General features: G+C 36.9%; 20 protein-coding genes. 1 reads left to right on the top strand and 19 read right to left on the bottom strand.

All coding sequences use genetic code 11. From position 1 onward, the window contains the following. Nucleotides 1–157: 157 nt before the first annotated feature. The 14 genes from tsf to mtaB all read right to left on the bottom strand — a co-directional run bounded on the left by tsf (nucleotide 158) and on the right by mtaB (nucleotide 14,098). Entirely contained in the window at nucleotides 158–1,084 is a 927-nt protein-coding gene (gene tsf / locus Q5O86_RS02950) for a translation elongation factor Ts (RefSeq protein WP_368074730.1), read from the bottom strand. Nucleotides 1,085–1,105: 21 nt separating this feature from the next. Beyond that, nucleotides 1,106–1,852, bottom strand: coding sequence for a 30S ribosomal protein S2 (rpsB, locus tag Q5O86_RS02945; protein ID WP_302625648.1), 747 nt, complete (start codon nucleotides 1,850–1,852; stop codon nucleotides 1,106–1,108). 162 nt (nucleotides 1,853–2,014) lie between these two features. Further along, nucleotides 2,015–4,078: a type I DNA topoisomerase gene (topA, locus tag Q5O86_RS02940; protein WP_302625647.1), complete on the bottom strand. Its 2,064-nt coding sequence runs from the start codon at nucleotides 4,076–4,078 to the stop codon at nucleotides 2,015–2,017. Nucleotides 4,079–4,118: 40 nt separating this feature from the next. Further along, the gene (dprA, locus tag Q5O86_RS02935; protein ID WP_302625646.1) at nucleotides 4,119–5,198 is read right to left on the bottom strand and encodes a DNA-processing protein DprA; all 1,080 of its coding nucleotides are present in this window, start codon (nucleotides 5,196–5,198) and stop codon (nucleotides 4,119–4,121) included. A 1-nt stretch (nucleotide 5,199) separates the two neighbouring features. Next, the gene (locus Q5O86_RS02930; protein ID WP_302625645.1) at nucleotides 5,200–6,714 is read right to left on the bottom strand and encodes a YifB family Mg chelatase-like AAA ATPase; all 1,515 of its coding nucleotides are present in this window, start codon (nucleotides 6,712–6,714) and stop codon (nucleotides 5,200–5,202) included. Nucleotides 6,715–6,793: 79 nt separating this feature from the next. Beyond that, on the bottom strand, nucleotides 6,794–7,429 hold the full coding sequence (sigK, locus tag Q5O86_RS02925) for an RNA polymerase sporulation sigma factor SigK (protein ID WP_302625644.1): 636 nt from the start codon (nucleotides 7,427–7,429) through the stop codon (nucleotides 6,794–6,796). Between the two features lie 136 nt (nucleotides 7,430–7,565). Beyond that, a complete protein-coding gene (locus Q5O86_RS02920; protein ID WP_302625658.1) occupies nucleotides 7,566–8,789 on the bottom strand; it encodes a U32 family peptidase in 1,224 nt (407 codons plus the stop codon). A gap of 21 nt (nucleotides 8,790–8,810) precedes the next feature. Continuing rightward, nucleotides 8,811–9,458, bottom strand: a complete 648-nt coding sequence (locus tag Q5O86_RS02915) for an O-methyltransferase (RefSeq protein ID WP_302625643.1) — start codon at nucleotides 9,456–9,458, stop codon at nucleotides 8,811–8,813. A 24-nt stretch (nucleotides 9,459–9,482) separates the two neighbouring features. Continuing rightward, nucleotides 9,483–9,869, bottom strand: coding sequence for an endolytic transglycosylase MltG (locus Q5O86_RS02910; RefSeq protein ID WP_302625642.1), 387 nt, complete (start codon nucleotides 9,867–9,869; stop codon nucleotides 9,483–9,485). 61 nt (nucleotides 9,870–9,930) lie between these two features. After that, complete coding sequence (locus tag Q5O86_RS02905; RefSeq protein WP_302625641.1) at nucleotides 9,931–11,592, bottom strand: ribonuclease J; 1,662 nt, start codon at nucleotides 11,590–11,592, stop codon at nucleotides 9,931–9,933. 78 nt (nucleotides 11,593–11,670) lie between these two features. Beyond that, complete coding sequence (locus Q5O86_RS02900; RefSeq protein WP_302625640.1) at nucleotides 11,671–11,943, bottom strand: DUF1292 domain-containing protein; 273 nt, start codon at nucleotides 11,941–11,943, stop codon at nucleotides 11,671–11,673. 9 nt (nucleotides 11,944–11,952) lie between these two features. Further along, on the bottom strand, nucleotides 11,953–12,402 hold the full coding sequence (ruvX, locus tag Q5O86_RS02895; RefSeq protein WP_302625639.1) for a Holliday junction resolvase RuvX: 450 nt from the start codon (nucleotides 12,400–12,402) through the stop codon (nucleotides 11,953–11,955). A gap of 81 nt (nucleotides 12,403–12,483) precedes the next feature. Beyond that, a complete protein-coding gene (locus Q5O86_RS02890; protein WP_302625638.1) occupies nucleotides 12,484–12,744 on the bottom strand; it encodes an IreB family regulatory phosphoprotein in 261 nt (86 codons plus the stop codon). 58 nt (nucleotides 12,745–12,802) lie between these two features. After that, nucleotides 12,803–14,098 carry a tRNA (N(6)-L-threonylcarbamoyladenosine(37)-C(2))-methylthiotransferase MtaB gene (gene mtaB, locus Q5O86_RS02885; protein ID WP_302625637.1) on the bottom strand — a complete coding sequence of 432 codons (1,296 nt, stop codon included), beginning with the start codon at nucleotides 14,096–14,098 and terminating at the stop codon, nucleotides 12,803–12,805. A gap of 186 nt (nucleotides 14,099–14,284) precedes the next feature. On the opposite strand from mtaB, the gene Q5O86_RS02880 reads away from it, so the two are divergent. Continuing rightward, a complete protein-coding gene (locus tag Q5O86_RS02880) occupies nucleotides 14,285–14,512 on the top strand; it encodes an HPr family phosphocarrier protein (RefSeq protein ID WP_302625636.1) in 228 nt (75 codons plus the stop codon). A 76-nt stretch (nucleotides 14,513–14,588) separates the two neighbouring features. Here the strand turns inward: Q5O86_RS02880 and thiI are convergent, their stop codons facing one another. The 5 genes from thiI to Q5O86_RS02855 all read right to left on the bottom strand — a co-directional run bounded on the left by thiI (nucleotide 14,589) and on the right by Q5O86_RS02855 (nucleotide 22,191). Next, nucleotides 14,589–15,764, bottom strand: a complete 1,176-nt coding sequence (thiI, locus tag Q5O86_RS02875; protein WP_302625635.1) for a tRNA uracil 4-sulfurtransferase ThiI — start codon at nucleotides 15,762–15,764, stop codon at nucleotides 14,589–14,591. 12 nt (nucleotides 15,765–15,776) lie between these two features. Then, nucleotides 15,777–16,931, bottom strand: a complete 1,155-nt coding sequence (locus Q5O86_RS02870) for a cysteine desulfurase family protein (protein ID WP_302625634.1) — start codon at nucleotides 16,929–16,931, stop codon at nucleotides 15,777–15,779. An 11-nt stretch (nucleotides 16,932–16,942) separates the two neighbouring features. Beyond that, entirely contained in the window at nucleotides 16,943–17,680 is a 738-nt protein-coding gene (locus Q5O86_RS02865) for a 16S rRNA (uracil(1498)-N(3))-methyltransferase (RefSeq protein WP_302625633.1), read from the bottom strand. A 3-nt stretch (nucleotides 17,681–17,683) separates the two neighbouring features. After that, nucleotides 17,684–18,649: a 50S ribosomal protein L11 methyltransferase gene (prmA, locus tag Q5O86_RS02860; RefSeq protein ID WP_302625632.1), complete on the bottom strand. Its 966-nt coding sequence runs from the start codon at nucleotides 18,647–18,649 to the stop codon at nucleotides 17,684–17,686. 86 nt (nucleotides 18,650–18,735) lie between these two features. Further along, entirely contained in the window at nucleotides 18,736–22,191 is a 3,456-nt protein-coding gene (locus Q5O86_RS02855; RefSeq protein WP_302625631.1) for a cellulase family glycosylhydrolase, read from the bottom strand. Between the last annotated feature and the right edge of the window lie 40 nt (nucleotides 22,192–22,231).

Raw genomic sequence — 22,231 nt, 5'->3', positions numbered from 1 at the left:
AAATAAAGAAACACATTTGTGGACGATTGTCCACAAATGTGCTGTAAACTTTACCCCCACTCTTGACAAAGAGCCAATAAAAGAGAGAGTATTCTCTCGTTCATGCAAGCATGCCCTCGTGAATACTCTCTCTTTTATTTGCACGGCTTTAGCCTAACTATTTCATCTGTGCTGCAACTTCCTCAGCAAAATTTTCTTCTTTTTTCTCAAGACCTTCACCTGTCTCAAAACGAACGAACTTCTTAAGTGTAACCGTTGCACCTACTTCTTTAGACACTTCCTCTAAATACTTAGCAACGGACTGTTTTCCGTCTTCTGCCTTAACGTATACCTGATCAAGCAGGCAAACTTCCTTAAACTCTTTGTTAAGACGTCCCATAATCATGCCATTGATAACCTTCTCCGGCTTCTGTGATTCCTTAGGGTCATTCTTAATCTGCTCTAAAAGAATTGCTTTCTCATGCTCTTTATATTCTTCACTGATTTCGTCCTGTGAAACAAACTTAGCGTTAAGCGCTGCAACCTGCATTGCAACATTTCTTAATGCTTCCTCTACTACCGGGCTCTGTGGAGCATCAGCTTCAACCAATACACCAATTCTTCCACCAGCATGAATATATGAAACAACAACACCATCTGTTGTAATTCTTTCAAATCTTCTGATATTCATATTCTCACCGATAACAGCAATCTGTGATACCAATTCATCTTTTACTGTCTTAGATGCATCAAGCTTCCATGGCTCTGCCATAAATGCATCCATATCTGCTGCATCTGAATCAACAATCTGCTCTGCCACGTTCGAAACAAATGTCTGGAATTTTTCATTTTTAGCAACGAAATCTGTTTCTGAGTTCACTTCTACGATTGCTGCCTTACCATCTTTAACAACTGTATATACAATACCTTCAGCTGCGATTCTTCCTGACTTCTTAACAGCTGTAGCTTCACCTTTTTTTCTTAAAACTTCAATAGCTTCTTCCTGATTTCCATCCGTCTCTACTAAAGCATTCTTACAAGCCATAACACCAGCGCCTGTTAATTCTCTTAATTCTTTTACCATTGCTGCTGTAATTGTCATAATTCTATTCCTCCTGATAAAATATTATTCTTCTACTGTCTCTTCTGTTGTAACCTCTGCTTCTTCAGCAGCTTCTGCTACCATTTCTTCACCCTGATTTGCTTCAACTACTGCATCTGCCATCTTAGAAACGATAAGCTTTACTGCTCTGATAGCATCATCATTACCTGGGATAACATAATCTAATTCTTCTGGGTCACAGTTTGTATCTGCAATACCAATTAAAGTAATTCCAAGTGCATGAGCTTCCTGAACACAAATTCTTTCCTTCTTAGGGTCTACAACAAAAATAGCATCCGGGATTCTCTTCATGTCCTTGATTCCACCAAGGTTCTTTTCCAGCTTATCCCATTCTTTCTTAATATTTACTACTTCTTTTTTAGGAAGAACATCAAATGTACCATCTTCTGACATTCTTTCAATATCTTTTAATCTTTTAATTCTTGACTGAATTGTCTTAAAGTTTGTGAGCATACCACCTAACCATCTCTCGTTAACGTAGTACATACCACATCTCTCAGCTTCTTCTTTTACAGCATCCTGTGCCTGTTTCTTTGTTCCTACAAAAAGAATTGTACCACCATCTGTCACAATATCAGATACTGCCTTGTACGCCTCATCTACTTTTCCTACAGATTTCTGTAAATCAATAATGTAGATACCGTTTCTCTCTGTGTAAATATATGGAGCCATCTTAGGGTTCCATCTTCTTGTCTGATGTCCGAAATGAACACCTGCTTCTAATAACTGTTTCATTGAAATAACGCTCATTTTAATACCTCCTGGTTTTTAATAATCTTCCATAAACTTCTATGATGTGAACAACCTCGAGCAAAGGCACCGGTTCACCTCTCTGTTTATGTGTTTAATACAACTTCATGATTTTACCATAAAAAAAAAGGGCATGCAACCCTTTTTTTCTATATCAATATATTATGCTTTCTTTTGTTCCACATATCCACACTGTGCATCTGCACAGGCTAATTTATTACCTTTCTCCACCATATAGCCTCCACATTGAGGACACTTTTTTGTGGATGGTTTCTGCCATGACATAAAATCACACTCCGGATAGTCAGCACAGCCAAAATATCTTCTACCTTTTTTCGTTTTTCGGATTACAATATCCTTTCCACATTTTGGACAGGAAACCCCCGCCTTCTCCAGATAAGGCTTTGTATTTTTACATTCAGGAAATCCCGGACATGCCAGAAACTTTCCGTGCGGCCCATACTTAATTACCATACGTCTCCCACATTCCTCGCAAATCTCATCTGATTCCTCGTCAGCTATTTGAATTTTTTCTAACTTAACTTCTGCTTCTTTCACCATCTCATCAAGGTCCGGATAAAAGTTTCTAATAATCGTTTTCCATTCAACATTTCCCTCTTCTACCGCATCTAGAAGCGATTCCATATTTGCAGTAAAATCTGTATCAACAATTACTTTAAAAGCTGTTTTCATAACATTGTTTACAGCTTCCCCCAACTCTGTCACATATAAATTTTTCTTTTCCTTTGTAACATAACGTCTACTGATAATTGTTCCAATCGTAGGTGCATAGGTGCTAGGTCTTCCGATTCCCTGTTCCTCCATAGCTTTTACCAGAGCTGCCTCTGTAAAATGTGCCGGAGGCTGCGTAAAGTGCTGATTTTCTTCAAAATTAACAAATTCCAACTCGGAATCCTTTTCCAATTTTGCAATCGTATTATTTGTGACAACTTTTTCGTTATCACTCTCCGTATATATTTTCATAAAACCATCAAAATCCAACTTAGATGTTGCAGCATTAAAAATATATTTTCCGGCGCTAATTTTAACATTTATCGTCTCATATACTGCACTCTGCATTCGGCTTGCCACAAATCTCTTCCAGATAAGCTGATAAAGGCGAAATAAATCTCTTGGCAGTTGTTCTTTAATACTTTCAGGTAATATAGTCACATCTGTAGGTCGGATTGCCTCATGTGCATCCTGTATTTTCTTTGATGACTTCTTGGCATTCACCTCATTTGCCATATAAGACTGACCATAATTATTTTCAATAAAATCTTTTACCTGTGTTTCAGCCGTCTCAGAAATACGGGTAGAATCTGTACGAAGATATGTGATGAGACCTATACTTCCACGTCCCTTAATCTCAACACCTTCATATAACTGTTGAGCAATTCTCATAGTCTTCTGTGTAGAAAAATTTAGAGCCTTCGATGCTTCCTGCTGCAATGTACTCGTTGTAAAAGGAACCGGTGCCTTTCTTGTCCTGCTTCCCTTCTTTACATCCTTTACAGAAAACTTTTCTTCCTTTAATTCCTGAATAATATCATCTAACTGTTCTTTTCCTGTGATTTCTATCTTTCCTTTGGAATCACCGTAAAAGCTAACTTTAAATTCTTTATTTTTATATTTTAATACTGCATCCATATCCCAATATTCTTTTGGAATAAATGCATTAATTTCCTCCTCACGGTCGCACAACATTCTCAGTGCAACAGACTGTACTCTACCGGCACTCAACCCTCTCTTTATTTTCATCCATAATAGCGGACTGATACTGTAACCTACCATTCTGTCCATAACTCTTCTCGCCTGCTGAGAATCAACCAAATTCATATTAATTTCTCTTGGATTTTTTAAAGATTCCTTGACAGCCGGCTTTGTAATTTCATTAAAAGTAATCCTAGCTGTCTTCTTTGGTTCTAACTTTAAAGCATTTGCCAAATGCCACGAAATAGCTTCTCCCTCACGGTCCGGGTCAGTTGCAAGATAAACCTTGTCCGCCTTTTTTACATAACGTCTCAGTTCTGCTAATTTATCCCCTTTTCCTCTTATCGTTATATATTTCGGCTCATAGTCATTTTCAAAATCAATGCCCATTGTACTTTTAGGCATATCTCTCACATGACCATTCGAAGCTACAACTTCATAATTTGTTCCCAAAAATTTTTTTATTGTCTTTACTTTTGCAGGCGATTCTACAATAACAAGATATTTTGCCATAAATCTTCCCCTTAAATCCTTTTAACCTTATAATCTATAATTATATATACTTTCTTGAAAAATAATTCTCAACCGGCTGCTCTATGAATCCATCTAACTGAAGTTTTAACAACATACTAATAATTTCTTCATATTTTATACCTGTATTGTCCATTAGCTCGTTTATATTTTTTGGCTGGAAGCCTAACTCACTATACAACAACAAAAAATCTTTTTCAAGTATTTTTTCTGTCTCCTGTTTATTCGACATGTTGTATGTAAGCTCAGAAAGAACATCATTTGTCGATGTAACGATACCTGCTCCAGACTTTATCAATTGGTTACACCCCTGACTTAATCTCTCTCCAATACGTCCGGGAACAGCCATCACATCCTTCCCCTGCTCCAATGCCCATTCAACAGTAATTAATGAACCGCTGTTTTCTTTTGCTTCTACCACCACAATTTTATCTGCCAATCCGCAAATAAGCCTGTTTCTTTGAGGAAAGTGCCAGCTGATAGGAGCTGTACCGGGCAGATACTCTGAAATAATTCCACCTTTTTTCAAAATTTCTTCATATAATTCTATGTTTTCCGAAGGATAACAGATATCCACACCACATCCGAGAACTGCAAATGTCTCTGCCTTTCCCTCACATGCTCCTAATTGACTATATGTATCAACGCCCCTGGCCATTCCACTAATTATCTGTATCCCTTTTTCTGACAACTCCTTTGCAATTCCCCTAGCCACAGTTCTTCCATAATTTGAGCAGGCTCTCGCCCCCACCATAGCAACACACGGAGCCTCTTCATCGGGTAAATTACCTTTATAGAATAAATAATATGGTTTATGATTATATGGCAACAATCTTTTCGGATATTCTTTTTCTGACACGGACACAAATTTAATTTCCTTTTTTTCTAACTTTTCAAAAAAAATTTCAGGGCTAAAACATTCTCTATGTTTTATGACTCTTTCTGCCTCTCCTTCATCCAATCCACCCTTGTGCATAAGCATTTTCTTATCTGCCGCCATCCAGTTATCTATATCTCCAAACACTTCTATCTGTCTTTGTATTTTTTTCCAGTACATTCCCGGAATATTGGAAACGCATGCCCACATTTCTCTCTCGCTCATCTTACCCCCTAACCGAAACAGCCTTATAACTCACTGCCTCCGCAATATCTTCACAGCTTATGCTTTCATGCTCTTTTAAATCTGCAATGGTTCTTGCCGTTTTAATTATTTTTTCATAAGCCCGCACACTCAATTCCATTTTTATATATATTTTCTGTATCAGATCCATTTCTTTCTTATTTAAATGACAATATTTTTCTATTCTCTCTCCCTCTAACTGGCTATTAAAATAAACGCTTTCCTGTTTGTACCGTTCTCTTTGAATTTGAACAGCCCTGTCTACTCTTTTTTTTATTTCAGCTGAACTTTCATGATTTGACTCCCTCGTCAAATCATGAAACTCCATAGGATTCATATGTACACATAAATCTATCCTGTCCCAAATAGGTCCGCTTATCTTTTCTAAATATTTTTTCACATCACGTTCTGTACAACTGCATTTATTTCTATCAGGAAAATAACCACATCTACATGGATTCATCGAAGCCAGTAAAATAAAGTCCGCAGGAAATGAAAAAGTTCCTCCCATTCTCGATATATCAATGCACCTATCCTCTAACGGTTGTCTTAACGCCTCCATAACCTCCCTGGAAAATTCCGGAAACTCATCCATATAAAGAACACCTCTATGAGCCAGTGTAATCTCTCCCGGTCTTGGATTATGTCCTCCCCCTGTCATTGCTGAAACCGTTGTCGTATGATGTGGTTTACGAAACGGTCTCTGTTTTGCAAGACTTCCCTTTAAATCCCCTACAATACTCTGTATTTTAGAAATCTCAATGCGCTCTTCTTCTGACATATCAGGTAATATGGTTCGCATTGTTTTTGCAATAACTGTTTTCCCTGCTCCCGGCGGTCCAATCAACAATAAATTATGCATACCGGCTGCCGAAATCTCCGCTGCCCTTCTCGCCTGAATCTGTCCCTTTATCCACCTAAAATCATTCTCTTTTTTCTCCGTATAAGTATTTAACGTAATTTGCTGCCTTTTTATTTCTTTATCATAAGAACCATTTGTTAAAATCATGACCAACTCATTTAAACTTTCAATTCCAATCACTTTGATTCCTGTGACAAACTGGCACTCTCCTAAATTTTTTGCAGGCACAAAACAGTATTTCATCCCCTGCTCCAATGCATATAGAACAATGGGCAAAACACCGTTTACCTCAACTACCCTTCCGCTCAGGCTCAGCTCACCGACAAACATTTTGTTACTCAAATCACATGAAATCATTTCAAGACACCATAATATAGACACTGCCACAGGCATATCAAAGTATGTCCCTGTTTTTCTTATATTTCCAGGCGAAAAATTTATTGTAATTCTCTTAGGAGGCACACAAAAACCTGAATTTTTCAAGGCAGTTCGTACTCTCTCCCTCGACTCTTTTATGTCATACGATAAAAGGCCTACCATGTCAAAAGATGGTAGACCATTGCATATATCCGTTTCTACTATTACAGGCAATACCTCCACGCCTATAATAGTTGCACAATTAATTTTACACACCATAATCTATCCTCATAACTAAATTTTGTGTGCTCTCCGTGCTTATTTATTTTCTCGTTCATATCATATTGTATTTTTTATATCATATTGTGTATGAATTGTCAAAAGCTTTCTTTAATTTTTCCAATGCTTTTTTTTCAATTCGACTCACATAGCTTCTGGAAATTCCCATTGTAGTACCTACCTTTTTTTGTGTCATAGGTTCCCTTCCATCCAATCCATACCTGTAAATAATAATCTCTTTTTCTCTGTCCGACAACACTTTTTCAACATACTTTCTCACTCTTACTATATCCTCGGCATTCTCCATCTTTTTCAATGCATCAATATCATCATTTTCCATTACATCGATTAAACTAATCGTATTCCCCTCTTTATCCATGCCAATCGGTTCATTCAGAGAGACTTCCCTGTTTTTCTTTTTCTCACTTCTCAACATCATAAGCAATTCATTCTCAATACACTTGCACGCATATGTTACCAGCCTGTTTCCTTTCTGTGGATTATAAGTATTAACTGCCTTAATCAAACCTACAATACCGATAGAAATGAGTTCCTCATTTTCCCTGTTTTCGGAATAATATTTCTTTGCAATATGAGCTACCAGCCTTAGATTTCTTTCAATGAGTATGTCTTTCGCTTTTTTATCTCCATTTTGAAATCTGTCCACATACATTCTCTCCTCTTCCTGCGTTAATGGTTCTAAAAAAGTCTTCACACCCAGCACCTCTTGACATACTTAATCTATTGTATGCTTTAATCCGTCGCGCGGTGCCTGTACTCATACAAAAAAAGAGTTTCGCAAGCGAAACTCCAATGCTGCCTGCACATTGCACAGGCAAAACTCAAATATTTTATGCCTTTACACGAAGGATATCTCCTTTTTCCAACTCCATTCCAAGCTGAATCAACAGCCTTTGTTTTGGATGCGGACAGCTTTCCATCTCTGTTCCATCTTCGTCCTTTATCGAAACTACCGTTGTCTGTATATCCCTGCCATCCGGTTTCATCACTTCAATCCTATCACCCACACAAAACTTATTTTTTTGTTCTAAGGCGTATTCATTTTCTCCCATTTTATCTCCAACAATTCCTAAATAAACATAATCTCTTTCATAAACATTGTTGTCATAGATTTGAGTTGTCTCATCCGGCTTTCCAAAGAAAAATCCTGTGGTATACTGCCTGTAAGTACATTGGGAAATTAATGTTTTATACTTTTCTTTATTATTCTCATATTTTTCCTTGCTCTCAAAGTAATCGTCAATTGCCATGCGATACGTTCTTGCAACTGTAGCAACATAAAGTGCGGTTTTCATTCTGCCTTCTATCTTAAAACTATCGATTCCCGCATCAACCAACTCCGGAATATGCTCTATCATACATAAATCTTTTGAGTTAAAAATATATGTGCCTCTATCATTTTCTTCCACCGGCATATATTGTCCCGGTCTCGACTCCTCGACTACCGCATATTTCCACCTGCATGGATGTGTACATGCACCTTTATTGGCATCCCTTCCCGCCATAAAACTGCTGAGCAGGCATCTCCCGGAATAGGAAATGCACATTGCCCCATGTACAAAAGTCTCTATTTCCATTTCCTCCGGTATATTATTTCTAATTTCCTTAATTTCTGCCAAAGACAACTCTCTGGCAGAAACAACACGTTTAGCTCCAAGTCCATACCAGAAATTATATGTCCCGTAATTTGTATTATTTGCCTGCGTGCTAATATGAATTTCCATATCAGGCAGCATTTCTTTAGCAATTGTAAAAATAGCCGGGTCAGAAATAATTAACGCATCCGGCTCTACACTCTTTAAATCATTAAAATATACTTTAACCGGCTCAATATCCGCATTATGAGCCAGAATATTTGCTGTGACATACACTTTCACACCATGATTATGGGCATATTCCACTCCCGCTTTCATATCCTCTATGGAAAAGTTCTTTGCCTTTGCACGCAAACCAAAGACCTCTCCGCCTATATATACTGCGTCTGCACCGTATCTTACAGCAGTTTTTAAAACCTCCAGGCTGCTTGCCGGTATTAACAACTCCGGTTTTCTCATCACGTTATCGCTCCTATCTTATTATCTATTTTTTATAGAAATTGTAATCCCATCTCCCAGTGGTACAATACTTGTTTCTAATTCAGAATGATTTTTTACAATCTCCATATATTCTCTCATACGCTTATGTATTGTCCTATCTCTCCTCTGAACAACATATTTTGATTCTATTAAATCTCCCTCTTGCAAAACATTGTCAGTAATCAGAACGGCTCCTTTTTTCATAAGTCTTAAAACTTCCGGCAGAAAATAAATATATTGCGCCTTTGCCGCATCCATAAAAACAAAATCGAACTGACTTTCTTCCAATTCGGGCATTATCTTCATGGCATCTCCCTCTAAAAGTTCAATTACGCTGTTTTTCTGAGCCAGAGCAATATTTTCTCTCGCTATCGGTATTCTCTTTTCATAATTTTCTATAGTAACAATCTTTGCGTCACTAGAAATACATTCACTCATTAAAATGGCTGAGTACCCAATCGCAGTACCCAGCTCTAATATTCTTTTCGGCTTTTTTAAGTATAACATTACCCTCAGAAAACTTTCCATTTCCTTTCTGATAATCGGAACATTATCTAAATGTGCCTGATGTTCAATTTTTTCTAAAACTTCACTATTTGTTTTTTCAAGCGAATGAATATATGATATGATTCTCTCATTGACTATCATATTTTCCTCCATCTATAAACCAATCTACTTTTTATCCTGCTTATCCTCTTCCGGTCCCGCACTGAGTGTCTTAAATATTTCCTCGCCATTCCATGAAGTATTAAAAGAATATGTTCCCGGCTTTATTTTCTTTACACTATATACATATGACTGAACTACAAAAACATCTGCATCACCAATCACACCATATTCCTCTAATGTTTTGCCAAAACTTTTAATTGTGGTTCCATCTTCAATGGTAAATGTCATATCTGTTCCCGGTTCCGGTTCCATTCCTTCACTGTTGAAAATCTTAGAACCAAAATTAAATGCAGCCGTGGCACAAATAACAATCACTACAACCATAACTACATATTTTAACATTTTAATAGATACTTTAGCAAATCCCTGTGAAGTCTTTCTATTATTCATATAAACTCCTCATGTCAAATGTCTTATATCGAAGCAATAAGGTCTCTCCTTACTGCAATAACTATTCTACTTCCATGATTATTGGTAATATCATTGGACTTCTTTTCATTGTTTTCCACAAATATTCTCCAAGACTATCTTTTACAACCATCTTGATTTTTCCCCAGTCCACATTTTTTCCTTCTAAACATTCCAGTAACGCTTGCGTTACAACTTCTTTTGCATTTTCAATCAGGTTCTCCGATTCTCTCACATAAACAAAACCTCTTGTTACAATATCCGGACCTGCAAGAATCTGATTAGAATATTTTTCTAAAGTGAGGACGACAATGATAATACCATTTTCTGCAAGATTTTGCCTGTCTCTCAATACAATATTTCCTACATCACCGACACCGAGTCCATCAACAAGAACAGAACCTGCCGGAACCTTTCCTACGACTTTAGCCTTTTCCTTACTGAGACTTAACACATCACCGGATTCTAAGATAAATACATTTTCTTTCGGAATCCCCATATCCTGTGCCAATCTTCCATGCTCTCTCAAGTGCTGATACTCGCCATGAACCGGAATCGCATATTTCGGTTTAATCAAAGAATAAATCAATTTAATTTCTTCCTGACACGCATGTCCCGATACATGTGTCTCCTGGAAAATAACATTTGCTCCCTGCTGATACAATTCATTCATAACCTTCGATACAGCTTTTTCATTTCCCGGAATCGGAGTGGAACTAAACACAATTGTATCATCCGGCTTAATGTGTACCTTTCGGTGAAGAGATGCTGCCATACGGGACAAAGCCGCCATAGACTCTCCCTGACTGCCCGTCGTAATAAGCACTAACTGGTCATCTGTATAATTGTCCATTTCTTCTATATTAATTAGTGTATTATCGGGAATTTTAAGATATTCCATTTCTCTTGCTACAGAAATGATATTTACCATACTTCTTCCCTCTACAATAACTTTTCTGTTATATTTGCAAGCCGTATTGATAATCTGCTGTACTCTGTCCACATTTGACGCAAACGTAGCAATAATGATTCGACTCTTTGTATTCTCAGCAAATATATGCTCAAAAGTTTTTCCGACAGTTCTCTCTGATGGTGTAAATCCCGGCCGCAAAACATTTGTACTATCACACATCAGTGCCAAAACACCCTTTTTGCCAAGCTCACTAAATCTGGCAAGATTAATCGCATCTCCATATACAGGCGTATAATCCACCTTAAAATCTCCTGTATGAACAATAATACCTACAGGTGTATGGATAGCCAATGCCGCCGCATCAGCAATACTGTGATTTGTTCGAATAAATTCTATTCTGAAATCCCCAAGATGGATACTTTGTCCAAATTTAACAACCTTTCTTTTCACCACGCCCAACAGTTCGTGTTCTTCTAACTTACCATCAATAATACCGATAGTCAGTTTTGTTCCATATATCGGAACATTTATCTCTTTCAAAACATATGGCAGAGCACCGATATGGTCCTCATGTCCATGTGTTATCACGAAACCTTTTATCTTATCTATATTCTCTCTTAAAAATGTAATATCCGGAATAACACAGTCTATTCCAAGCATATCATCACCCGGAAATGACAAACCGCAATCCACAACAACAATACTGTCATTGTACTCAATGGCAGTCATATTCATTCCAATCTGTTCTAAACCTCCCAGTGGAATTATCTTTACTCTTGAATTTTCACTCATTATATTAATTTTTCTCCTTATAAACCTTTAAAACTTATCCTTTCCATTCACTAACTGCTGCAATAATTATGGACATCCCTAATCCTCTCTTGTGACATCAATGCCATCTAACAATTCGGAAAATATTTTTCCTATGTAATCAATCTCCGAATCATCATCCACGACCTCATAGACAGCCTCTTCATCTTCTTCGTTAGAAATATCCTTTAATATATAGGCAGTTGCCTCCTCATCCTCGCCATCATCATCCGTTACAAGAATGTAATTTACATTATTTATTCTGGTTTCTTCCACCACAAACATTTCAACTTCTTTTCCATCTTCATCTACAAAAATAATTTTCTCTTCCATAAAAACCTCTTAAACTCCATTACAATCATCATGACTCAAATTTTCCATGTGATTCATATAATCCTCTAAAATAATTTTTGCTGCAATTTGGTCGACATACTTATACCTGTCCGCTTTTTTTATTCCAGCCATATCCATGATTTCATATGCCTCCACTGTAGTAAGCCTTTCATCCTGAAAAATAATATTCATACCGGTACGTCTCTCCAACATAGCCGCAAACTCTTTTGTTCTTTCAACTCTTTCCCCCTCACTGCCATCTAACATTACAGGGTATCCTAATACAATTTTCTCAATTTTATATTCATCAATCAACTGTTCTATCCGAGCCAATGTTTTTCTCAACTTATTCGGCGAATCCCTTCGTATTATTTCTATTCCGCTTGCAGTAAGACCTAAAGGGTCACTCACTGCCACTCCTACTGTCTTCGAGCCAAAATCTAATCCCATCATCCTCATGGTTTCACCTATACTTCTATATTATTACGCACTATTAATAAAAAAGAGCATGCTTATAAAACCTAAACAGGTTTCTTTGTATTATTTTAATTTGTTATTGATGTAGTATTTTACAGCCTCTTCTATAAGTTCATCTCTCTCCACTTTCATAATCAGGCTTCTCGCATTTTTATGACTGGTAATATATGTCGGGTCACCTGACATAATATAGCCCACGATTTGATTTACCGGATTATATCCTTTCTCAGCCAATGCCTCATACACCTTTTCAAAAATTTCTTCTACACCTAACTTCTGTTCCTGCTGAACTCTAAAAAATTGTGTGTTACCTAAATCGCTCATCTTATCACGTCCTTTTTTTGCCTTTTTATGGCAGTATATTATAAGTTTAATATAAAACTCACCTAGTGGCAAGCATTATTTCTTTATTGACAAAGTCTTTTATTGTCACATTTCTCATCTTCCCAGACAAATCTTCAACTGTTTCTAGTGCCACTTCTATGTATTCTCTCGTATGTCCAACCTGGTACCTTTTCTGCCCAATCACTTTTTCTTCCTCAAACAGCACTGAAACTTCCGTGCCGATTTTTTTCTCTCTATATTCTCTCATAAGCTTTTCACCAACTTGTATCAGGTTTTCGCTTCTTTGAGATTTTATTGATTCTTCTATCTGATTTGGCATGTTTGCCGCCACCGTCCCATCTCTTCTGGAATATTTAAAAACATGAAGTTCTGCAAATCTAACTTTTTCTATAAACTCCCTGGATTTCACATAATCCTCTTGTGTCTCTCCCGGAAACCCTACGATTACATCTGTCGTAAAAGCCGGATTGTCAAACTTTTGTCTTAACATCTGACATTTATTAAAATATTCCTCCGATGTATAATGTCGGTTCATCGCTTTCAAAGTCTTATCACACCCACTCTGCATCGACAAATGAAAGTGTGGACATATCTTAGATATTTTTGATAATCTCTCTACAAAATCATCTGTGATAATTTCCGGGTCCAATGAACCAAGGCGTATTCGTTCTATTCCATCAATAGTTTCCGCCATCTCCAGTACGTCTATAAGTTTTTTTCCTTCATCATTATAACAACTAAGATTAATTCCTGTAAAAACGATTTCTTTAAATCCCCTGTCTGCTAATCGAAGCATCTCATTTCTTATATTACCCATTTTTCTGCTTCTTATTCTGCCTCTCGCATACGGTATAATACAGTAAGAGCAAAAATTATTACATCCATCCTGAATTTTCAAATGAGCTCTTGTATGTTCTGTAACAGTTTCAATCTCTAATTCCTCATATTCATTCGTTTGATTGATATCAATAATATATTCTTTTCCCCGGCATTTAAAATAATTCTCTAATATATCAACTATCTCTTTCTTTTTATTATTTCCGACAATAATATCAATAGCCATATCTTCCACTGCTTTTGCCGATGAAGTCTGAACGTAGCATCCGGTAGCCACCACAACTGCCTGGGGATTCATTTTTTTTGCCTTATGCAGCATCTGTCTTGATTTTCTATCAGCAATATTTGTAACAGAGCAGGTATTAATGATATATACATCTGCCTTTTCTGAAAAAGGTACTATACGATATCCTGCCTTATGAAGTAATTGAGACATTGCTTCCGTCTCATAGAAATTTACTTTACAGCCAAGATTATGTAACGCCACTTTTCTCATGATTGCCTCCTAAAAATTTCTATATTAAATAATTTTTTCCTCAATTTTCTCTAAAACACTTATACACATTTACAACATTTTAACGAAAATTTTACCATAATTTTGGTATTTGTTCTGATTGAACAAATATATAATCCGTGCTATTATGTACATGTAAATAGAGAGATGAAAGAGAGGTGTTTATATATGAAAACAGTTACAATTAATTTAGGTTCTATCGACAAAGTAAAATCTTTCGTAAATGACATTACTAAGTTTGACAGCGATTTCGATTTAGTATCAGGACGTTATGTCATCGATGCAAAATCAATTATGGGTATTTTCAGTCTTGATTTATCAAAGCCAATCGACTTAAACATACATAACGAAGAAGATATTGACGAAATCATGGAAATTCTAAAAAAATACGAATAGGGTTTTAATCATATTTTTATTAGCTGGCTTATTTTTAAGCCAGCTTTTTTTGAAATGACAACGAGGAAAATCGTCATCATATTTCAATAATCTCTACTGTTTCCACCGCCTCTTGAAACATCCTATCAATCTCTTCTGACAAATGACTTTCTGAGTTCTTAATTACATTAATATTTGGCTTTGTCACCGGATGTTTTGCAACAAATGTTGTACAACAATCCTCATAAGGGAGAATAGATGTCTCATAGCTTCCAATTTTCAATGATACATCGACAATTTCCTGTTTATCAAAAGCAATTACCGGTCTAAATACCGGCATTGTACAAACCTCATTTGTTGCAGCGAGACTCTGCATGGTCTGACTTGCGACCTGACCGATAGATTCTCCTGTAATCAATCCCTGAGCGCCTTCCTGTTTTGCAAAATATTCAGCGATTCTCATCATATATCTTCTCATGATAATCGTTAACTCATCATGCGGACACTTATCATAAATATACATTTGAATATCCGTAAAATTGACTACATACAACTTCATCGGACCAGAATATTTGGAAACAATCTTTGCCAAATCCACAACTTTTTGTTTCGCTCTTTCTGATGTATAAGGAGGTGCATGAAAATATACTGCATCGACCACTACACCGCGCTTTGCAGTCATCCAGCCGGCAACAGGGCTATCTATCCCACCAGACAAAAGAAGCATTGCTTTTCCTGCTGTTCCTACCGGCATTCCTCCCGGTCCCGGAATAATCTTGGAATATATATTGATATGGTTTCTAATCTCAATTGTCAAAATAACATCAGGATTATGTACATCTACTCTGGTTTCCGGAAACGTTTTCAAAATTCTCGCGCCCATCTCTGCATTAATCTCCATAGACTCCATCGGGTAATTCTTTCTCGCACGTCTTGCCATTACCTTAAATGTAAAGTTCTTATCCTCATAATTTTGTTCAATATAATCCAGAACATTTTTTACCAAATCCTCAAATCCGTTGTCCTCTATCTGTACCATCGGACAAATTCCGACAATGCCAAAAACGTGTGCTAACGCATCCACAACTTCATCAAAGTCATACGCACTCTCTGCCACAGCATAAATTCTTCCATATTCTTTTGTCACTTTAAAATTTCCATCGATTTTGTCGAGGGCACGCTGTGCATTATCAACTAATGCATCTTCAAACAAAAACCTGTTTTTTCCTTTCACGCCTATTTCAGCATACTTAATCAAAAATGATTGAAACATTCTTTTACCTCTTTATCTTCTTACATATTTTCTTAACACAGGAAGCATTTTTTTTATTTCCTCCACTGCAAAATCTATTTCCTCTATGGTATTCAATTCACAAAAACTGAAGCGGATTGTGGAACCAAGTAAATCCTTATCAATTTTCATTGCTTTTAAAGTCTCGCTTACAGCCGGTTTATTGGAAGAACAGGCGCTGCCTGCTGATACATAAATCCCTTTATCCTCAAGCGCATGGAGCAAAACCTCACTCCTCACCCCGCTAAAACTGACGCTCACAATATGGGGGGCACCCTCTGTGCCTTTTTTGCTGTTTATCACCACGTCTTCTAAACCTTGTAGTTTATCTATCAGATAATCTTTTAAATCCGTTAAAATTTTTACATTTTTTTCTAAGTTATCATAGGCATCCTTTGCCGCCTGTCCGATTCCTGCAATTCCTGAAACATTCTCTGTTCCCGAACGAAATCCATTTTGTTGTCCGCCACCGAAAATAATCGGATTCAATTTTGTATTCTTTTTAATATAAATAAATCCACTTCCCTTTGGCCCATGAATTTTATGACCACTTACAGTAAGCAAATCAATATTTTCTTTCTTTGGCCTGATTTCCATTTTTCCAAACGCCTGAATAGCATCGACATGAAAAATAACATCCGGTTGAATACTCTTAATATACTTTCCTATTTCTGCAATAGGCTCAACAGCTCCCACTTCATTGTTGACATACATAACGGAAACGAGGATTGTATCTTCTGTCATTTCTTCTTTCAAAGTTTCCATATCCACGATACCACATCTATCCACCGGAAGATATACTACTTGATACCCTTGTTTCTCTAAATACTTCATAGTATTTAAAACCGAAGGGTGTTCAATTTTTGTTGTGATAATCTTATTTCCCTTTCTCTTATTAGCGTCAGCTGCTCCAATAACCGCCATATTATTTGACTCTGTTCCGCCGGAAGTAAAATAAATCTCTCCTTCATCTACTTTCAAAATATTTGCAATAATGTGTTTCGCTTCTTTTACATACCGTTCAGCTTTCACACCAACCATGTGCATTGAGGAAGGATTTCCAAAATCTTCTGTCATGGTCTTCACTACAATATTTTTCACACTCTCTGTCACTTTTGTAGTTGCTGAATTGTCAAAATAAGCTTCCATCTTTTTCCTCTCTATTCTTCCATTAAATACATAATAACCGACATCAATGCCATCCCTGCGGTTTCCGTTCTCAAAATACGTTTACCAAGTGTAATGGCCTTTGCTCCATATTCTGCCGCTAATGTCACTTCGTCTTCTGAAAATCCACCTTCCGGACCAATAAAAATGCCAATACTCATACCTGACTTTATCTCAGAGACTGTTTTCCTTGTTATTTGCATGTTTTCAGCTTCCTCATAAGGAATCAATAACATGTCCATTGTTCTTGCCTTTTCCAACGCCTGCCGGAAACTTATCGGTTCTGTTACCTCCGGGATAATACCGCGTTTCGATTGTTTTGCTGCACTTTCAGCAATAGCATTCCAGCGTTTTGTCTTCATTGCAGCCTTTTTTTCATCTAATTTCACAACACATCTTTTCGTCGCTACCGGCACGATTTCATAAGCTCCCAGCTCCACCATTTTCTGAATTACCATCTCCATTTTATCAGACTTTGGAAGTCCCTGAAACAGTGTAACCTGAACGGACAATTCTCTTTCCGGTCCGTCAATGTCGCAGATAGACAATAACACTTTTTCAGGACATATTTCCTCTATGGCGCATGTATATTCCCTATCCTGTCCATTGCTTATCAGAACTTGTTGACCTACCTTCATCCTCAAAACATTTTTTATATGATTTACATCTTTTCCCGTAATACAAATTTCGTTCTCTAAAATCTGCTCCGGATTTACAAAAAATCTGTACATTTTCTACCTTTTTTCTGCCATTATGGCTCTCCAGTCACCCTGCTTTATAACATGCGTCAACTTCAAATTTTTATTCTTTGAAACCGCGTCCTTCACCGCTTCCTCTTTCATATAAATAATACCGGAAGAGATAAACACTCCTCCAGCGTTTAGAAAACGGTCTACAATCCCCACAATCGGAATGATTACATCCGCCAAAATATTTGCCACAACAATATCATATTTCTTTTGCTCGAACTTTTTCTGCATCTCATCATCTTCCAGCACATTTCCCAATATTATCTCCACGTCATCAGTAGGAATATTGTTCACCTGAAAATTTTCATGCACCGCTTTGATTGCTGCCTCGTCAATATCAGTCATTGACACATGTCCGGCCCCTAATTTCTTAGCAACAATAGAGAGTATACCACTGCCACATCCTAAGTCCAGTATCTCATCTCCCTTTTTTACATACTCTTTTAACTGATGAATACAGAGCTGAGTTGTCTCGTGCTTCCCTGTACCAAAAGCCGTTCCCGGGTCTATTTCAAGCATCTGCATACCACTATATTTCTCATCAAAGGGTTCCCAGGTCGGTTTAATATAAAATTCCCCTACAGTAAAAGACTTAAAATATTTCTTCCAATTGTTTACCCAATCAACATCCTCAGTCATACTTTTTTCAATGCTGCCCTCGCCAACATCTAAAAAGCTGTTTGCCTCTTTCAGTTTTTCTCTCAATTCGTCTAACAGTTTTTGGTCTTCAACATCTTCACCACTCTCTTCTGTATAAAAACTGATATATGCCACTCCGTCATCCTCCGGCAAATCCGGGAGATAATCTATAAACATCTTTTTCTTTTCTTCCTGTGTTATCTGAACATTATCCTCAATCTGTATTCCATCGATGCCAAGTTCAATCATTACCCCACTCACAAAATCTATTGCCTGTGTTGTTGTTTTTAGTGTATATTTATTCCATTTCATAAGAAAACCTCGTTATTGATAGTATGAAAACATTAACTAATTTATCATATCATAATAACGAGGTTTAATCAAATATACTCTATTTATTACTTAATTTTTGTTACTTTAAAACTTTCCCAAGCGCCTGCAACTGTTTCGCTTGTCGCATATAATTTTCCACCATCATTAAGATTTGCCTGAACATACTTGCCATTAGAAAGTGAATAAAATGCATATTCATTGTTTGCTATTTTTTCAACAATAAATTTTTCCCATGTTCCAATGTTACCACTTCTTGGAATTAACTGACTCTTTTCGTCTGCTACCGCACATACATATTTTCCATTTGCGGCAGACCTTAATGATACTGTTCCGTCATCATTATTTACTATCTGAATTGACTCCCATGCACCACCACATGAATCACGGTTTGCAACAATTGTATTATTTCCGCCATTTTCTGCACATACAACTTTATTGTTCGCTATTGATGTGATATAGGTATCTGCATTGTTAAAATTAACTCTGTCTACCTTTTCTATAATGATTGAAGAGGTCTTATCGTTAAAGTTTCCTAAATTTGAAGCATCCTGCAAAAGAACCTTAGCTCCACCACCAAATCCTGCATCATTATATAATGTAACTCTGTATCCGTCAGGAACCTTTACTGATGACAATGCATCATTTTTAATTCCCTTTCCAACCATTTCATTATAATCATATTTTCCAACGCTTAATGAAACTTTTGTTCCTCTATAATCAGAGTCCAAATAAAATATAGCTTTTTGTTGTCCTGCATCAGCATTATATGTAAGGCCTGATGATTCTCCTGTCTTTGTAATCTTAAATGCTTCCCATGCTCCTGCTACAGAATCACTTGTTGCTGAAAGCTTTCCGCCATTGTCTAAATCTGCCTTAACATATTTGTCGTTTGCACATGCTTTCAGTGCATATTCGCCGTCCTTAATCTTTTCAACCTTGAATTTTTCCCATGTGCTTGCCGAATTGCTTCTTGGAAGCAACTGACTCTGTTCATCAATTACCGCACATACATACTTGCCATTCGCTATTGATTTCAGTGATACTGTACCATCATTATTATTTTCAATTTTAAGGCTTTCCCATGCACCACCACAAGAAGAACGATTTGCAATCAGTGAATCATTTCCACCATTTTCTGCACATACAACACCTCCATTTGCAACGGATGTGAAGTAATATTCTCCATTTGAAACAACTGCTTTTGCACTGGAGGAATCACCTACTTTTACAATTCTGAATGCTTCCCATGCTCCTGCTATCGAATCACTTGTTGCCACAAGTTTTCCGCCATTATCTAAATCCGCCTTAACATATTTTCCGTTTTCTACACAGCGGATTCCATATTCATTATCTTTAATCTTATAAATTCGGAACTTCTCCCATGTACTTGGAGAATCACTTCTTGGAAGTAACTGCTTCTGTTCATCAAGCACTGCACATACATACTTGTTATTTGCTTCTGCCTTTAATGATACTGTTCCATCATTATTATTTTCTACGATTATTGTTTCCCATGCACCGCTATATTGGTCGCGATTTGCTGCTAACGAATCATTTCCGCCATTTTCTGCACATACCAACTTGTCATTTGCAACAGCCTGAATGTAATACTTGCCATTTGACAGATTTGTTGTTGAATACGACGAATTTGAATTTGAAGCCACATATGAGCTTGCACCGGAGCCATTGCGTTCTACCTTAATCGAAGTCGCCTGATCATTCCATTCATTTCCTACATAACTTGTATCACTTGTAAACTCTTTTGTTTTTCCTGTAAAATTATCATCCCAATAAAGTGTTACTTTATATCCTGCCGGAACCTTTAATGATGAAAGGTCATCATTCTTAAATCCTCTTGACTGTAATGATGAAAGGTTATAACTTCCTGCTTCAAGAGCCACTTCTCTGCCACCATAATTAGAATCCTGATAAATATAAGCCTTTCTTCCTATGTTTTCTATCTTTATGGAACTCATCTGATCGTTCCATTCATTTCCTACATAACTTGTATCACTTGTAAACTCTTTTGTTTTTCCTGTGAAATTATCATCCCAATAAAGTGTTACCTTATATCCTGAAGGAACCTTTAATGATGAAAGGTCATCATTCTTAAATCCTCTTGACTGCAATGTCGCAAGATTATAATTTCCTTCTCCCAATGAAACTGCCGTTCCGCCATAGTTAGAATCCTGATAAATAGTTACTAATCCTGATGAAGAACTTGCATTTGATGAACTTCCTGTATTTACTGAATCATTTGAGCCTAACGGAGTTACTGTTCCCGGCAGATATGCTTTCACAACATTGTATATCATATTGTTCTTCCACGCACTGCCTGTTCCAACTCCTGACCACTTACTCTTTATTGTAGAAGCCGAGTCACTGTAAATGTCAACTGTCTGCGGATTATGATTGTAAATTCCCCACGAACTGTTTCCTGTCACCTTATATGACCATGTAGTCCAATGCCAGCCCTGCTGATTAAATGTCGACATTGCATTTTTCCATGCATTCTCCTGTTCAAAGCATGTAAATTCTCCAACAAATGTAGGCACGCCATAATTGTGATTTGAAATGTCTCTAACCTTACTTTCTATGTAAGATATCTGACCTGATGTACTATTCACTGCATCCCATGGATAATAATGATATTCATATGCTACATTTGTCCATCCATACTGCGATGGTCTTGGAAGATTGTCTGCATCCCAGCAAGATTCCATTATTATAATATGCTCAGAATCTTTTGAACGTATCACCTTATATATTTCATTATAAAAATCCCACTGAAGACTATATGTTGCAGCTGCTTTGATTCCCGGCTCATTTAAAATATCGTATGCTGCTACAGCCGGATTTCCGTTAAAATGTTCAGCAATCTTTCTCCAAAGATTTAATGTCTTATCCTTATTCCCCTGGTTATAATATAATTGTGTTCCGTCATTTACTGCTCCTGAATGATCCATTCCATTTTGTGAACCAAAAGCACCATGCATGTCAATAATTACATAGATTCCTCTTGCACTGCAATTATTGACAAACCAGTCTAATCTGTCAAATGCGTTCGATTTCAGATTTCCATTATCATCACATAAATTCATATATGTGAAAGGTAAGCGGATAACACTCATTCCCATCTCTGCACAATTATCAAAATCCTGTGTCGTCCAATAATTGTTTTCATATGTTGCAACTAAGTCATCTCTTGTCGAAGAACCAAATCGGTTTGCCAATATGTCCATCATCGTTCTCTGGTCAGATGCATTGGTAGGATTCATCCAATTTTCCTGAACCAGCCATCCACCTGCATTTGTTCCTCTCAAATAAACAACATCACCATTGCCTTTTGACTTACGAATCTGTGTTCCATTTACTTTTAAAAAATCATTAGAGCCAAGCGCTGAGGCTGCCTGAACTTTTTTTGTACTTATAGCCGTTCCCCCGAACATTAACCCGGCTATCATAGCAGCGCTAATTACCATGCTCATAATTTTCTTTCCTGTCATTCTTAATCGTCTCATATAATTTCCTCCTTGCAATTTTAATCCGTTTCATTTCTTT

It is taken from the genome of uncultured Eubacterium sp., assembly GCF_937958975.1.
Lineage (GTDB): Bacteria > Bacillota > Clostridia > Lachnospirales > Lachnospiraceae > Eubacterium_G.
The sequence above is the reverse complement of the archived record's forward strand: the minus strand, read 5'-3'. Positions and strand labels throughout refer to the sequence as shown.